We start from the raw sequence: 15315 nt of genomic DNA on the forward strand, positions 1-15315 counted from the left end.
ACGCACTGATGTCTTATTCCTGCGGATATTTTTAGCTTTTAGTAGTAATTCGGCATGGATTTTAAGCAGAAAAGAGGGAAAAGTTATATAAAAATGTGATTTCATCTATTTTAAATATTAAGAATACCTACTCGCAAACGTTTGCTTTTACCATCTGGTCAGATAAAATGCCCGCTTTGTCATCACGGGATTATCATTGATGTCTGTTAACACCCTCGAGTCGGAAAATGCGCAACCGGTTGCGCAGACTCAAAACAGCGAACTGATTTATCGTCTTGAAGATCGCCCGCCGCTTCCGCAAACCCTGTTTGCCGCCTGTCAGCATCTGTTGGCGATGTTCGTTGCGGTCATTACGCCGGCGCTGCTCATCTGTCAGGCGCTGGGGTTACCGGCTCAGGATACACAACACATTATCAGTATGTCGCTGTTCGCCTCTGGCGTGGCCTCCATTATTCAGATTAAAGCCTGGGGTCCGGTGGGTTCAGGGTTGTTATCGATTCAGGGCACCAGTTTCAACTTCGTGGCACCGCTGATTATGGGCGGTACCGCACTGAAAACCGGCGGTGCAGACGTCCCCACAATGATGGCGGCACTGTTTGGTACCCTGATGCTGGCCAGTTGCACGGAGATGGTGCTCTCCCGGATTCTGCATCTCGCGCGTCGTATCATCACCCCGCTGGTCTCGGGCGTAGTGGTGATGATTATCGGTCTGTCGCTGATTCAGGTGGGGCTGACGTCCATCGGTGGTGGTTATGCCGCGATGAGCGACAACACGTTTGGAGCGCCCAAGAATCTGATGCTGGCAGGCGTTGTGCTGCTGCTGATTATTCTGCTCAACCGCCAGCGTAACCCGTACCTGCGCGTGGCTTCACTGGTGATCGCTATGGCGGCGGGATATGCGCTGGCATGGTTTATGGGCATGCTGCCGGAAAACAACGCGCCAGCCTCCCAGGATCTGATCATGGTGCCGACGCCGTTGTACTACGGGCTGGGCATTGACTGGAATCTGCTACTGCCGTTGATGCTGGTGTTTATGATTACCTCGCTGGAAACCATCGGCGATATCACCGCAACGTCCGACGTTTCCGAACAGCCCGTCTCTGGCCCGCTGTACATGAAGCGTCTGAAGGGCGGTGTGCTGGCAAACGGCCTGAACTCCTTCGTCTCTGCGGTCTTTAACACTTTCCCAAACTCCTGTTTCGGACAGAACAACGGGGTCATTCAGTTAACCGGCGTGGCCAGCCGCTACGTTGGCTTTGTGGTTGCGCTGATGCTGATCGTGCTCGGTTTGTTCCCGGCGGTGAGCGGCTTTGTGCAGCATATCCCTGAGCCTGTACTCGGCGGGGCGACGCTGGTTATGTTCGGGACTATCGCGGCGTCTGGGGTGCGGATTGTTTCCCGCGAACCCCTGAACCGCCGCGCGATCCTGATTATTGCGCTGTCACTGGCTGTTGGTCTTGGCGTCTCTCAGCAGCCGCTGATCCTCCAGTTCGCGCCTGACTGGGTGAAAAACCTGCTCTCTTCCGGTATTGCTGCGGGTGGTATCACCGCTATCGTACTGAACCTGATTTTCCCGCCTGAAAAGCAGTAAAGGCTATGCGACGGTGATTCAAATTCACCGTCGCTATCATACTCTTTCACGATTCCTGCCTTGAGGATTGCGCGTAAATCGTGCATAACTCAACTATGTGCCCTTCGCAGGATGGAAGACCATGAAATTTATTGGAAAGCTGATTCTCTATGTACTGATCGCCCTTCTGGTGGTGATTCTCGGCCTCTATTTCCTGCTGCAAACGCGCTGGGGCGCAGAACACATCAGTGCCTTGATATCTGAGCACAGCGACTATCAGTTATCCTTTGAGGCGATGGACCATCGTTTTTCTTCTCCTTCACATATCCTGCTGAAAAACGTCACCTTTGGGCGTGATGGTCAACCAGCCACGCTCGTGGCAAAAGCGGTCGATATTGGGCTGAGTACTCGCCAACTGACACATCCACGGCATGTCGATACGATCCTGCTGCAAAACGGTACCCTTAATATTTCGCCTCAGACGGCACCGCTCCCCTTTCAGTCTGACCGCCTGCAGTTGCAGGATATGGCGCTTAATAGCCCGGGCAGCGAGTGGGATCTGAGCGCTCAGCGGGTTAATGGTGGCATCATTCCCTGGCTGCCCGAAGCCGGTAAAGTGCTCGGCAGCAAAGCGCAGATTCAGCTCAGCGCGGGTTCTCTGACATTAAATGACGTTCCTGCTGCCAACGTCCTGATTGAAGGCAGTATCGATAACGAACAGGTGACATTAAGCACTATCGGCGCAGATATCGCGCGCGGTGCGTTAACCGGTGTGGCAAAACGCCATGCTGATGGCAGTTGGATGGTGGAGAATCTGCGGCTGAACGACATCCGACTGCAAAGCGATAAATCGCTGGCCGACTTTTTCGCGCCGCTGAACGCCATTCCATCGCTACAGATTAATCGCCTTGAGGTCACTGACGCGCGTCTACAGGGACCGGACTGGGCGGTCACTGACCTTGACCTTAGTTTGCGCAATCTGACTTTCAGCAAAGACGACTGGCAGACGCAGGAAGGCAAATTGTCGATGAATGCCAGCGAGTTCATTTTTGGCTCGTTGCATCTGTTCGACCCTATTCTGAATGCCGAGTTTTCGCCGCAAGGTATCGCGCTGCGCCAGTTCACTACCCGCTGGGAAGGCGGAATGGTCAGGACTTCCGGCAACTGGCTGCGGGAAGGTAAAGCCCTTATCCTCGATGACGCAGCCATCGCGGGCATCGAGTACACCCTGCCGGAAAACTGGAAACAGCGCTGGATGCAACCGCTGCCGACATGGCTGAACAGCCTGACGCTGAAGAAATTTACTGCCAGCCGCAACCTGGTGATTGATATCGACCCGACATTCCCGTGGCAGTTGACCGCGCTGGATGGTTATGGCGCGAATCTGGGGCTGGTCCAGAACCAGAAATGGGGCGTCTGGAGTGGAAACGCGACCCTGAATGCCGCCGCCGCCACCTTCAACCGCGTTGACGTGCGCCGCCCCTCCTTGTCTTTAGCCGCCAATGCCAGCACGGTAAATATCAGCGAACTGAGCGCTTTTACGGAAAGAGGGATTCTGGAAGCGACCGCCAGCGTGTCACAGTTACCGCCGCGCCAGACACAGATCAGCCTGAATGGCCGCGGTGTCCCGGTGAACGTTCTACAGCAATGGGGCTGGCCGGCACTGCCGATCGCCGGTGACGGTAATATCCAGCTGACAGCCAGCGGAACGGTGCAGGCAGACGCGCCGCTCAAGCCCACAGTGAATGGGCAATTGCACGCCGTGAATGCGAATAAACAGCAGGTCACGCAAACCATGCAGGCCGGAGTCGTCTCCGCGGGTGAAGTGACGTCGACCGAACCTGCCCCCGTTTCCCCCGCGCCCGTTACGCCATAATCTCTCCTTAGCGCTCCCGGATATTCATTCTCCGGGAGCGTTCTGTCTCTGAGGGGGCGGTTTGGATATTAAAAATTATTGCATATCAAGATTGTTTTTTACCCTCTCATATCTTGATGGGGCAGTTCAGTGTTCATACCAAACTCTTTTAAGAAGCTCCTTTCTGCTTCAGGGCTTCACTATATTTAACGTATAATCTTTACTGAAATAGCTAGCTGGAGCGATCATGCTTCCATATATTCCACCGCTAATATTTATTTTTATAGCGCCCGTTTTTGTGGGTATGCCATAGACTTCAATACAGTTATGATCCTTAGTATCCCTTGTATCAGCTGTAATCACTGAGTCAGGTAATCGACAATTACGTAAAAAAATCCCTGTATCATCAGGTTCTATAACACCTGCTTTTCTTTGTACTCCACCAAAAACACGTCCGCCCAAGATTTTAATTTTATAAAGATATGGTTTGCCTACTTCGGCTTCTGGTAATATTTTGTTATTCGCCATATATTCAGCCTTTGGACTTAAAATACTGCACCCTGAAAGAGACACCAGGCATATGATTATGAAAAAACGAAAATATAACATGATTATTTCAATGGTTTAAAAACCACCCCTCCAAAGAACCGACGAATAAAGAATGATAGATCTTTCTGTGATTTTATTTGCTCTGACACTTCACCCCATGAGAATAGACTTAAATTAACAAAGCCGTCATTCCCCTGAGTCACAGGGCCATTCCAGACAATCCAGTGAGTCGGATATGTAGTATGCTCGGCAGAACTGTCTCTTAACAAACTATCATTAATAAGCGTGACTACTTTATATCCCTGTGCAACATATTTATTTAACGCATTGATTCCCTGGACTCCTACCTGAGAAACGCCGACATTACTAAATACTTTTTCATAGCCTGCTTTTTCAAACCAGTCTGTTAGTGTATGCCACAAGGTAACACCGGCGACAGGGGAATCAAGGGTATCAAAACTAAATATCGCATTTTCTGAATCCCTTAGGCCTGCAAGCGTCATCCAGTCAAGTCCTGAGATATTGTCATAAAACTGACCCGCAGGATGGCGGCATCCCTCACCAGGTTCTATCTTAAGGTCACCGATTCTGGTTTTACCATATCGCCAAAGTTCACGAGCAGCCTGTGCATAAACATCAGGGCGATCTTTTTGCAGACAGTAAAAAAAAGTAGCAGGACCACACAGACTAGCCCCTAATTGAGAAGGATAAGAGAGATTGCAGAATCTATCCTGAATATCTGCTTCAATTTTGTTTTTTTCAAACGGATCCAGAGGAGTTCCGATAGGATATTCTCTAGCAATAAATGGGCGTTCTGGGATAGTGATTTTAATTTGCTTTATTTCACCCCCTTGACCTTCAGGCTTCATGGTTCCTTTTGATTCAAAATAACAAGGGTTCTCCCGCTTGACTGAAGACAAGGCTTTGCCTGACGCGAATTCTTCCAATGTATACATCTTAGTGAACGGAACAGGCGTTACACAGTGCGTATGTAACATCGTTTTTCGATAAACCTTCATTTCCATAATATAAATAGTCGAGAGTGATTCATTTATATTTCTGGTCATATGCTTCTGTGTTTCATAATTCCCGAGAAACTGCTGTTTTTGCACATCCACAAGAAGGTGTTTATTCCTTTCAGTGTCCATGCGGTAAATTTGCAGGTCATACAGAAGTGAATCAGCCGGGACATTAGAATTGATACGGGTACTGAGTTGATAAATTGCCATAATTAATCCATTAATAAATATGACGGGCATTGTGAAAAGTCAATGTATTCCGCATTGGGCAGGTGTATTGTGTGGCAGAGCAGAAAACGTAATGGTCTGGGTAATGGCACAATACTCTCACCCGTGGCAACATAAGTTAGCCCTTCTTCGGTCCAGTTCTGAGCCATCAGTTCAAAGTAGCCATCACAAATACTGCATGATAGCTTGTCGCCGATCCTGGCTATTGCTTTATTTACCTCAAACCGGGACGCGGTGACAGAAATGATTTCTCCATAACTCGTTTTATCACCCAAACAAATGAGTGCCGCTGCCATCATTAATCCCTCAATATATAAGCAGTTATGTCTACCGATATTATACAACAATCACGACTTAACCAAAATTAATCGATTCTGAACGAGCTGTTCCAGCAGCTCTTTTACCCGGTCGGTGAACAGATCTTCCGTCGATTCCCTAAATCAACTCGGAGGGAAAGTGTATCAATGCCCTATGCCTCAGTTGCGATATTCCTGAGCAGTGTGAACCTAGAAGAGATGAAAATTCACTGGAGTGAAGTAGTACACCTGGCGTCCTCGGCAAAGCAGGGAACCGTAATGGCATCCCTGATACTAAAAAAAGCTTGTCGGCAATCCCAAACAAACTGGACTTGCAAAAGTTGGCCGCATTGAGCGAATCCTGTTTATGCTCGACTGGTTCCGTACTCCTCTACCACGTTGGCAGGTACTGGCGGGTTGGGATAAAGGTGAAACCTGTAATGCATAAAAGACTGAATAACAAAGAAAAACTGCTGTCACATTTGTCGCCATTAGGCTAGTAGCATATTAATCTGACAGCTGATTATACTGAAAAAACAAACATATAACTGCTTACGGTAAGTTTCGTTCTCCAAGCTGCCCCTATGAAAGCGAAACAGGTATTCATTTATCGGCTATTTGTGCCTATTTTCCGCAACAGGTTTTCATCCCCACCGGGAGTTGTTATAACAATTACGTTGGAAGTCTTATTTAATAATTACAAACACCCTACATAAAATAAAGGAATAGCCATGTCTGTAATACGTCAACGTATTCTGGCGGATATGCAAAGATTCTCCAGAGCAATGATCGGGGCGGTCTTGTTCTTACCTGTTATAGGCTTAATCCTGGCATTAAGCTCAATATTAACTAACCCGACGCTTATTTCCGAAACCAGCTTTTTGCATCAAATAGGTCAACTCCTCGGTGACACCTTCTGGCCATTATTTGGCAACTTGGGACTGCTTTTCTGTGTCGGCATCAGCTATGGTCTGGCGAAAGATAAAAAAACCGAAGTCGCGCTGGTTGCCGTCATGTGCTTTATTATGTTTTTGGGCGCCAATCACTCCTGGCTGGAATATACTCACGGCATCGCTGAAAAGGTCAATGGTGAATATTATGGCACCGGACAAACGCAAATTTTAGGTTTTGTCGTTGTTGATATGGGGATCTTTTTAGGGATTATTCTCGGCTGCACCATTGCCTGGGTCCATAATAAAGTCTCTGAAATAGAGCTGCCGGGCGCACTCTCGATGTACGGCGGCGCAAAACTGACCTTAATCGCCATGACGCCGGTGATCCTTTTTTACGCCATTGCCTTTACCTGGTTCTGGCCGTTCATCACGCACGGCATCGCGGCATTAACCAGTTTCATGAAAAACGCCGGGGTGGCAGGCGTCTTCGTGTACGGCTTCTTTGAAAAATTCCTGATCCCAACAGGACTGCACCACTTTGTCTGGTCTCCCTTCCAGTTGACCCAGATTGGCGGCACTCTGAACGTTGACGGGCAGGTGGTCTCCGGGACGCAGGCCATCTTCCTGGCCTACATGCGCCATCCGGATCTCACCCCGGTAATGAACGAAGCACTGCGCTTTTCCCAGCAGGGCATGACGACAATCTTTGGTCTCTCCGGTGCAGCGCTGGCATTTTACCACACCGCCACGCCGGAGAAGAAAATGATGGCGAAGGCGATTCTGTTGCCCGCTATTATTACCTCTATCCTCACCGGAATTACCGAACCGATTGAATTTACATTCTTATTTATTTCGCCGCTGTTATGGCTGATTCACGCCACGCTGACCGCCGCCTCTCAGGCAATTTGCGATCTGCTGACGGTTCGTCCGTGGGGCGCGTCCGGGCTCATTGAGTTTCTGATATATAACTTGCCGTTGCCGGCAGCCCTCACCCGCTGGCCGCTATACGTTCTAATCGGTATCGGGCAATTCGCCGCGTACTACGTCATTTTCCGTACGCTGGTCATCAGGCTGAACCTGAAAACACCAGGGCGCGAAGATGACGGCGAAGTGAAACTCTACAGTAAAGAAGATTACCGCAATAAAAAGGCCAAAGCAGGTCAGGCCGTCACCGATGAGATCATTAAAGGCTTAGGCGGCAAAGAGAACATTATTTCTGTTGATAACTGTTTTACCCGATTACGCGTCGCGCTCCATCATCCTGACAAAATTGATGAAGCCTTATTAAAAAGTACCGGCGCCAATGGCGTAGTGCGTAATCAAAATGAAGTTCAGGTTATTTACGGTGTGAGGGTTGGACAGGTTCGAGCCCGGGTAGATAACTGGCTGGCAAATAATTAATCAGGAGTTGTTATGAAATTAACCGTATTAGGCGGGGGCGGCGTTCGTTCCGCGTTCCTGGCGAAATCTCTGGCCTATAATGCGCATCGTATTGGTTTACAGGAAGTGGTGTTCCTCGATAACGCAGAAGAGAACCTGAAAATTTTCGGCGAAATCGCCCGTTATGTTTTTGCCACGATTCGACCTGATATTCGTTTCAGCCTGACGACGGATCCGGTATCCGCGTTAAAGAACAGCAATTATGTCATCACTACGCTACGCGTCGGCGGCGATGAAAGCCGTGTGCGCGATGAACGTATCGCGCTCAACCATAACACATTAGGTCAGGAAACCACCGGGGCGGGTGGTTTTGCGATGGCGATGCGGTCAATTCCCGCCATTCTCAATTACTGCCGTCTGGTTGAAGAACATGCCGCACCCGATGCCATTCTGTTCAACTTTACTAACCCTTCCGGACTGGTTACCGAGGCGATCATTAAATCCGGGTTCAAACGTCGGGTTTATGGCATTTGCGACGCGCCATCAGAGCTGATTCGCGAACTGCCTGCCATCCTCAACTGCGACGAAGCGGATTTGAAAGTGGAGTGCTATGGTCTGAACCACTTCTCGTGGTTTACCCATTTCACCGTGAAAGGTGAGGACGTCACCGACAAACTGGTGAGCAACCCGGCACTGTACAGCAAAACGGCGATGCAGTACTTCTCACCGGTGCTGGTTCAGCTTTGCGACAAGCAATTACTGAATGAATATCTCTATTACTACTACTATCGCGAAGTGGCGCTGAAAGCGATTCAGGATGCACCGGAAACGCGCGGTGAAGCTATCGCGCGGATCAACAAGGAAATGCGCGAGGAACTGCAGAATGTGGATGCGCAGGCAAACCCGGAAGCCGCATTCGATATCTGGATGAAACACTATCTGCGCCGCGAAAATAGCTATATGCAGAGTGAGTCGCATCAGGAAAAATTCAACACCCGCACGCCACTAACGCTGCAACAGTTTATTGAAGAACCGGATAGCGGCGGTTACGCAGGGGTGGCGCTGGATATTCTCGAAGCCGTGAACAGCGCCACCAGCAAACGCATCGTTGTCTCACTGCAAAACAATGGCACGCTGGATTTCTTACGCCCGGATGATGTCATTGAGATCAGCTGTGATCTGAGCAAAGAAGGGCTGAAACCGGTGACGCCTGTTCACGTACCGGATGCGCAGAAAAACATGATCTCCTGCGTGAAAGAGTACGAACGTCTGGCAGTGGACGCCATCATGCGCAAAGATAAATTTCTGGCAATCCGCGCATTAATGGCGCATCCGCTGATTGGCTCCTGGTCGTTGGCCGAAAAGTTGGTTGGCGAGTATCTCGACGAAGCACAGTTTAGCGACTGGAAATGATCGTTCCCGGGGCGTCGAGTGGCGCCCCGCCCGGATTTTGCATAAACCAGAGCTTCAGCAAATGTTCGAATCCCAGGATGCAGTAACCAAAGAAAGGGTTGCTCCAGTAGATATCATCATCAAACTTTTGCGGATCGTGAATGATGACGGCGGTGTTTGCCGCCTGGGCCAGGGGGCTTTGATAGTCACCGGTAAAGCAGACAAGGTCGGTATTTTTACCTTCCAGCGCCTTGACCCAATTTAATGCCGAACTGCTGCGACCTGATTTAGACACCAGCCAGATAGAATCGAATTTTGCAGCCGTTTTTTGTTCCAGTATTTCGTAGTCCGGCCAAAGTGCCAGACTGGCATTCACGCCAATCACCAGGAATTTATTATAAATATATTGCGCAATCAGTTGTGAGAAACCGCTGCCATGAATAAGAATACGGTCGTGCTGCAGACGATTTAATAGCAACGCGAGGTTTTCGGTTGGCTGGACATTCATAAAGTTAATATCATTGGTCACATCAAGTTTTGGCATTGTGATATTAAATTTAATGAAATACACCAGCTCCAGCCAGCCGCTAAATTTGAGCTTTTTCGCCAGACGGACCAGCGATGACGGATTGCTGTAACAGTGTTCCGCGACGGTGCGGATACCCTCACGAATGCATTGTTCTGGATTATTCTGAATAAAGCGCAGTACGGTAACTTCTGTCTTACTTAATTTTACATCACGAAATACATTTTCCAGTTCCATTTTCTGCTCCTGTGAGTGCAGAATAAATTTATCATTTTTTAAAGTAAACGGTCTGTGCAACAGGTCACTTCATCACAATTTCATATTAAAAAAAGAAATGAATAAAAATCTGACATTACTCGCCATGATATTTTTCTTATGGGGCAATATAACCGCCATTAACAGCGTGCTGATCATCTTTTTCTATCAGTATTTCCATCTGTCGTGGTCGCAGTCTATTTTCATTACCGTTATTTTTTACGTGGCCCCTTTTCTGACCTGTCTGCCCTGTTCAATGCTGATTGAACGCCAAGGGTACCGTAAGGTGTTACTGCTGTCGTTAACGTTGTCGGTTGCGGGATGCCTGCTGTTCGCTCTGGCGTTGCAGCTGGATTCCTTCGCCCTGTCACTGTTGGCGATGTTTGTCGTGGCGACGGGCGTGGCGGCGATGCAGGTTGTCGCGAATCCCTATCTGACATTGCTCAGCGCACCGCACAAACGCATTGGCAATCTGTGTCTGGCCTCTGCGGTTAATTCGCTGGGAACCACGCTGGCGCCCATGCTGGTTGCGCTCCTCCTGGCGTTTTCCCCTATCGATATCCTGGCGCGTGAAGAACCTATCAGTGCGCTCTGGCTTTGCCTCGCCTGCTTTTCGCTGGCATTGATTGCAGGGGTTTTCTGGATCCGCCTGCCGGATGTGGCGCGCCCGGAAAAAGCCGCGTCAGGAACGTATAACGCCTGGAAGAACAGAGAACTGTTATTCAGTGTGGCGGCGATTTTTATCTATGTCGGCGTCGAAGTGAGCCTTGCGACCAGTCTGGTAAAATATCTCATCACCATCGGCGGCTGGAGCACTACTGTTGCGATGTCGCTGGTCTCTTTTTACTGGGGAGGTGCGCTGGCGGGTCGTTTTCTTTATGGTTTTCTCGCCGACAAAACAGGCAATTACACGCCGTTTCTGATGGCGACGCTGGCCTGTGCAACGGCGGTGATGATGGCGATATGGCTGAACAATACCACTGGCGGTTATCTGCTTATCCTGACCGGCTTAGGAAACTCAATTCTCTATCCGATTATCTTCGGGCACACCATCAACAAAAATCCGGCAATCGCCAATATTTCTGCCGCAGCAATGGTGATGGCCGGGATTGGTGGTGCGGTTATACCCTTACTGCAGGCTGCTTGTATTGATGGACTCAACCTCCGGTTCAGCTTTCTATTACCGGTCGCGTTGTATCTGCTGCTGGCGCTGTGGGGGCGGCTAAACCTCCACCCCCTCGGTACATCAACTTAAAGCGAAATGACGATCTCATGACTTTGCGGCGTCACCATCACACCCAGTTCGCTTCCCCGGTGTGAAGCGCCGCGAATACCGCTAATCTGCGCGATGTTACGCAGGCACAACGTCCAGTCGTGCGCATCCCCCTTGCCCGTCACGGTGAGGGTGTTGCCATTGCGCTTAGCAGTCAGCGTAAAGATAACCGAACCGTCAGCAGCAGGGACGTCGCACACGGCTTCATGTCCCTCATCGAGCGCGAACAACTGGAAAGCAGTGCCTTCGTTCCACGCGTAATCTGGTTTCTGATTATTACGGCCCAGCGCCAACAGGGTGTTGCCACGCACATACACTGGCAGACTCAGGAAGTCATGCTGCTGTTTGTACCAGCGGCTGCCCTGTACGACGTCATTGTGCCACAGATGCGTCCAGTGTCCTTCCGGCAAGTAAAACTGCACCTCCCCCGTTTCCGAGAATACCGGCGCCACCATCACTGAATCCCCTAGCATATACTGGCGGTCGAGATAATCGCATGCCGGATCGTCCGGGAACTCCAGCATCATGGCGCGCATCATTGGCGTGCCCCGCTCGTGTGCGCGAGCCGCTTCACGGTACAGGTACGGCATCATGCGGCACTTCTGCTCGGTGAAGAAGCGCACCACATCGCAGGATTCCTCATCATACGCCCAGGGCACACGATAGGATTTGCTGCCGTGCAGGCGACTGTGACTGGAGAGCAGACCAAACGCACACCAGCGTTTATAAACGTGTGCCGGCGCGGTGTTTTCGAAGCCGCCGATATCGTGGCTCCAGAAGCCAAAACCGGACAAGCCAATGGACAGGCCGCCGCGCAGGCTTTCCGCCATTGACTCATAGTTGGCGTAGCAGTCGCCGCCCCAGTGTACCGGAAACTGCTGTGCGCCCACCGATGCGGATCGGGCGAACAGCACCGCCTCTTTTTCGCCAACGGTCTCTTTCAGCACGTTCCACACCAGTTCGTTGTAGATGTAGGCATAATGGTTGTGCATTTTCAGCGGATCGGCGCCATCAAACCATTGCACATCGGTCGGGATACGCTCGCCGAAATCGGTCTTGAAGCAGTCAACACCGATATCCACCAGGCCTTTCAGTTTATTGGCATACCATTCACAGGCCTGCGGATTGGTGAAGTCATAAATCGCCAGCCCCGGTTGCCATTTATCCCATTGCCACAGGGAACCGTCCGGACGTTTCAGCAGGTAGCCTTTCTCTTTCAGCTCCTTGAAAATCGGCGATTTCTGTCCGATGTACGGGTTGATCCATACGCAGACCTTCAGCCCTTTCTCCTTCAACCGACGAATCATTCCTTCCGGGTCGGGGAACGTCACCGGATCCCATTCGAAGTCGCACCACTGAAAAGCCTTCATCCAGAAGCAGTCAAAGTGGAAGACGTGCAGTGGCAGATTGCGCTCAGCCATGCCGTCGATAAAGCGGTTTACCGTCGCTTCATCGTAGTTGGTGGTGAACGAAGTGGTCAGCCACAGGCCAAACGACCAGGCAGGCGGCAACGCCGGACGCCCCGTGAAGCGGGTATAGCGGTTCAACACTTCTTTCGGCGTCGGACCGTCGATCACGAAATATTCGAGATATTCGCCCTCAACGCTGAACTGCACTTTCGACACTTTCTCCGAACCGACTTCAAACGAGACGCACTGTGGATGGTTGACCAGCACGCCATAGCCACGGTTGGTCATATAAAACGGGATGTTCTTATAGGATTGTTCGGTGCTGGTGCCGCCATCGCGGTTCCAGGTTTCTACCGTCTGACCATTACGCACCAGCGCGGTAAAGCGCTCGCCCAGACCGTAAACCGTCTCGCCGACGCCCAGATCCAGGCGCTCGAACATGTAGTTCCGCTGGGTGGTGGTGTCCTGCACATAGCCGTTATTCTTCAACTGACTACCGGTAATGCGCACACCGTTACGCAGGAAATCCAGCGACCAGCACTCACCTTTAGTGACGCGCACGCTTAAGTTACCGCTTTTCAGCTCAGCAACCTCAGCGGTGTTTTGGATATCGACCTTCACGTCCTGTAAAACATTGAGCGGGTAATGCGGACCGTTATCCAGCGCCCCCTGAAAGTGTTCCATACGCACGCCCACAATCCCTTCCTGCGGCGAAGAGAAACGCAATGTAAAGAGCGGAGTATCCAGTTGCCAGGTGCGTTCGCGGACATCACGCGGCGCGGCATAAACCACCAGTTCGTTACCGTGCTGTTCCACATCAAACACCTGGACTGGATGAAGTAAATTAAGGCCAGGCTGAATCAGCCAGTTTCCGTCGCTAATCTTCATACTCTGTTCCTTTAGTTCTGAAATTCGTTATGCGTAAATTCCTGCTGATTGCGACGCGCGCCCTGTGCCAGTTGGTCGAGGATGTGTCTCAGGTAAGGCGTTTTCAGGGTGTAGAAGCGTTTGGCAATCACGGCACTCAGCAGATAGCAGATGGCCGGGACGATTGTGAACAGGGCAATAATGATGTTGATGGTGGCGTTGTTCTGCGTTTTCGCCGCCGCGTCGTAGCCACCGCCTGCCAGCATCCAACCAATAAGCGCGCCACCGAGCGCCAGACCCAGTTTGAGTACGAACAGTGTGCCCGCAAAACTGATACCGGTCAGACGTTTACCGTTGCACCATTCGCCATAATCGACGGTATCGGACATCATCACCCACTGGATCGGCGTCACCAGCTGGTGCAACACGCCAATCACGAAGATAAAGACGAACATGGTGATGTCGGCCTGCATCGGGACAAAGAACATCGCGAGGCTAACCACGGCCAGGGCCGCGTTGGTCCACCAGAAGATGCTGACTTTGCATTTCCAGTCGGTGAGGGGTTTTGCCAGCGCGGAGCCAATCAGGTTACCGACACAGTAGGTGGTCAGGAAGGCGACGAATACTTCCGGCGTCCCCAGGATCCAGGTGACGTAATACATCATCGCACCACCGCGTACGCAGACGGCGAGAATATTGAGGATGGTCAGCAGCCCCACAATCCGCCACTGGTCATTTTGCCAGATATCGCGGAGATCTTCGCGCATTGAGGTTGTGCTCGGTGGCGCTTCGATACGCTCTTTGGTGGTGAAGAAGCAGAACGCCAGCATCAGGAATGCCACCACCGACAGCACTGCAATCCCGCCCTGAAATCCCAGCGCTTTGTTATCACCGCCAATGAGATTCACCAGCGGCATCATCAGCACGGTCGAGAGCATCCCGCCCGCCGTCGCCAGCACAAAGCGCCAGGATTGCAGAGAAATACGCTGCGTGGGGTCATTAGTGATCACCCCGCCCAGTGCGCAATACGGGATATTCACCACGGTATAAAGCAGCGTCAGCAGCGTATAGGTGATGGCAGCGTAAATCATCTTACCGTTCAGGCTGAGGTCCGGCGTGCTGTATGCAAGGACGCAAACAAGGCCAAACGGCAGCGCGCCAAACAGCACCCACGGACGGAATTTGCCCCAACGGGAACGCGTGCGATCCGCCAGCAGCCCCATGCACGGGTCTGAAATGGCGTCCAGCGCGCGCGCCAGTAAAAACATGGTGCCGACAAAACCGGCGGGAATACCGAAAATATCGGTATAAAAAAACATCATATACAGCATGACGTTATCAAAAATGATATGACTGGCAGCGTCGCCCATCCCGTAGCCAATCTTCTCCTTAACAGACAAAATATGAATAGTCATAACGCATCCTTTCGCGCTCTCATGCGCACTGGTACCGGTTACCGTTTTTGTAAACCATTCGCGCTAGCGACGGATATTCCGATATCTCGTTATTAAATTACGATTCTTGTTTTCTGTGATCGCGGTTGCGCCAGAAGATGTGAGAAAATGTAACTAGAGGAATTTATGAGGATTTATATGAAACCGATCATGGTAAGAAGAAAGGGAAGTTAAAAAAGTGAGTGAGGGGGTGTGGAAACGTCAGGAAGTAGCTATAATGCGCCCCGCCTCCATGTAGCAATGCAGGCGCGGAAGATCGTCGTCTCCGGTGAGGCGGCTGGACTTCAAATCCAGTTGGGGCCGCCAGCGGTCCCGGGCAGGTTCGACTCCTGTGATCTTCCGCCAAAGT

The 15315-nt window shown here is 50.9% G+C and carries 11 protein-coding genes, 1 tRNA gene and 1 pseudogene; 7 read left to right on the top strand and 6 right to left on the bottom strand.

Annotation, left to right across the window (positions count from 1 at the left end; all coding sequences use genetic code 11):
• Positions 1 to 199: 199 nt before the first annotated feature.
• Positions 200 to 1591 (top strand): xanthine/proton symporter XanP, encoded by a 1392-nt coding sequence (gene xanP / locus JTI98_RS04505; RefSeq protein ID WP_042998645.1) that lies wholly within the window; start codon positions 200 to 202, stop codon positions 1589 to 1591.
• 121 nt (positions 1592 to 1712) lie between these two features.
• Positions 1713 to 3446, top strand: coding sequence for an AsmA family protein (locus tag JTI98_RS04510; protein ID WP_099433933.1), 1734 nt, complete (start codon positions 1713 to 1715; stop codon positions 3444 to 3446).
• Positions 3447 to 3614: 168 nt separating this feature from the next.
• Here the strand turns inward: JTI98_RS04510 and JTI98_RS04515 are convergent, their stop codons facing one another.
• The 3 genes from JTI98_RS04515 to JTI98_RS04525 all read right to left on the bottom strand — a co-directional run bounded on the left by JTI98_RS04515 (position 3615) and on the right by JTI98_RS04525 (position 5520).
• Positions 3615 to 3953 (bottom strand): hypothetical protein, encoded by a 339-nt coding sequence (locus JTI98_RS04515; protein WP_216081970.1) that lies wholly within the window; start codon positions 3951 to 3953, stop codon positions 3615 to 3617.
• Positions 3954 to 4036: 83 nt separating this feature from the next.
• Positions 4037 to 5203 (bottom strand): hypothetical protein, encoded by a 1167-nt coding sequence (locus JTI98_RS04520; RefSeq protein WP_042998647.1) that lies wholly within the window; start codon positions 5201 to 5203, stop codon positions 4037 to 4039.
• Between the two features lie 2 nt (positions 5204 to 5205).
• On the bottom strand, positions 5206 to 5520 hold the full coding sequence (locus JTI98_RS04525; RefSeq protein WP_224788348.1) for a hypothetical protein: 315 nt from the start codon (positions 5518 to 5520) through the stop codon (positions 5206 to 5208).
• A 225-nt stretch (positions 5521 to 5745) separates the two neighbouring features.
• On the opposite strand from JTI98_RS04525, the pseudogene JTI98_RS21065 reads away from it, so the two are divergent.
• The 3 genes and pseudogenes from JTI98_RS21065 to JTI98_RS04540 all read left to right on the top strand — a co-directional run.
• Positions 5746 to 5962, top strand: a pseudogene (locus JTI98_RS21065) (Tn3 family transposase); the annotation flags it as partial.
• Positions 5963 to 6248: 286 nt separating this feature from the next.
• On the top strand, positions 6249 to 7811 hold the full coding sequence (locus tag JTI98_RS04535) for a PTS transporter subunit EIIC (protein WP_044254394.1): 1563 nt from the start codon (positions 6249 to 6251) through the stop codon (positions 7809 to 7811).
• Between the two features lie 12 nt (positions 7812 to 7823).
• On the top strand, positions 7824 to 9203 hold the full coding sequence (locus JTI98_RS04540) for a glycoside hydrolase (protein WP_216081972.1): 1380 nt from the start codon (positions 7824 to 7826) through the stop codon (positions 9201 to 9203).
• Here the strand turns inward: JTI98_RS04540 and JTI98_RS04545 are convergent.
• Positions 9187 to 9945, bottom strand: a complete 759-nt coding sequence (locus tag JTI98_RS04545; RefSeq protein ID WP_042998650.1) for a MurR/RpiR family transcriptional regulator — start codon at positions 9943 to 9945, stop codon at positions 9187 to 9189. The genes JTI98_RS04540 and JTI98_RS04545 overlap by 17 nt on opposite strands.
• Positions 9946 to 10042: 97 nt before the next feature.
• Here JTI98_RS04545 and JTI98_RS04550 point away from each other — a divergent pair, with 97 nt between their 5' ends.
• Positions 10043 to 11218, top strand: a complete 1176-nt coding sequence (locus tag JTI98_RS04550; RefSeq protein WP_046401680.1) for an MFS transporter — start codon at positions 10043 to 10045, stop codon at positions 11216 to 11218.
• Here JTI98_RS04550 and yicI read toward each other — a convergent pair.
• Together yicI and JTI98_RS04560 are read right to left on the bottom strand one after the other, a co-directional pair.
• Complete coding sequence (gene yicI, locus JTI98_RS04555) at positions 11215 to 13533, bottom strand: alpha-xylosidase (RefSeq protein ID WP_216081973.1); 2319 nt, start codon at positions 13531 to 13533, stop codon at positions 11215 to 11217. The genes JTI98_RS04550 and yicI overlap by 4 nt on opposite strands.
• 11 nt (positions 13534 to 13544) lie before the next feature.
• Positions 13545 to 14927, bottom strand: coding sequence for a glycoside-pentoside-hexuronide family transporter (locus JTI98_RS04560; RefSeq protein WP_099433937.1), 1383 nt, complete (start codon positions 14925 to 14927; stop codon positions 13545 to 13547).
• Between the two features lie 289 nt (positions 14928 to 15216).
• Between JTI98_RS04560 and JTI98_RS04565 the strand changes: the two genes are divergently transcribed.
• A tRNA-Sec gene (locus tag JTI98_RS04565) sits at positions 15217 to 15311 on the top strand.
• Positions 15312 to 15315 lie beyond the last annotated feature (4 nt).

The organism is Citrobacter sp. MGH 55, assembly GCF_016906145.1.
Taxonomy (GTDB): domain Bacteria; phylum Pseudomonadota; class Gammaproteobacteria; order Enterobacterales; family Enterobacteriaceae; genus Citrobacter_A; species Citrobacter_A amalonaticus.

Coding starts and splice junctions, on each gene's coding strand:
- JTI98_RS04520 (WP_042998647.1), bottom strand. CDS start 5,203: ATGGCAATTTATCAACTCAGTACCCGTATCAATTCTAATGTCCCGGCT.
- JTI98_RS04540 (WP_216081972.1), top strand. CDS start 7,824: ATGAAATTAACCGTATTAGGCGGGGGCGGCGTTCGTTCCGCGTTCCTG.
- JTI98_RS04545 (WP_042998650.1), bottom strand. CDS start 9,945: ATGGAACTGGAAAATGTATTTCGTGATGTAAAATTAAGTAAGACAGAA.
- JTI98_RS04515 (WP_216081970.1), bottom strand. CDS start 3,953: ATGGCGAATAACAAAATATTACCAGAAGCCGAAGTAGGCAAACCATAT.
- JTI98_RS04510 (WP_099433933.1), top strand. CDS start 1,713: ATGAAATTTATTGGAAAGCTGATTCTCTATGTACTGATCGCCCTTCTG.
- xanP (WP_042998645.1), top strand. CDS start 200: ATGTCTGTTAACACCCTCGAGTCGGAAAATGCGCAACCGGTTGCGCAG.
- JTI98_RS04525 (WP_224788348.1), bottom strand. CDS start 5,520: ATGATGGCAGCGGCACTCATTTGTTTGGGTGATAAAACGAGTTATGGA.
- yicI (WP_216081973.1), bottom strand. CDS start 13,533: ATGAAGATTAGCGACGGAAACTGGCTGATTCAGCCTGGCCTTAATTTA.
- JTI98_RS04550 (WP_046401680.1), top strand. CDS start 10,043: ATGAATAAAAATCTGACATTACTCGCCATGATATTTTTCTTATGGGGC.
- JTI98_RS04560 (WP_099433937.1), bottom strand. CDS start 14,927: ATGACTATTCATATTTTGTCTGTTAAGGAGAAGATTGGCTACGGGATG.
- JTI98_RS04535 (WP_044254394.1), top strand. CDS start 6,249: ATGTCTGTAATACGTCAACGTATTCTGGCGGATATGCAAAGATTCTCC.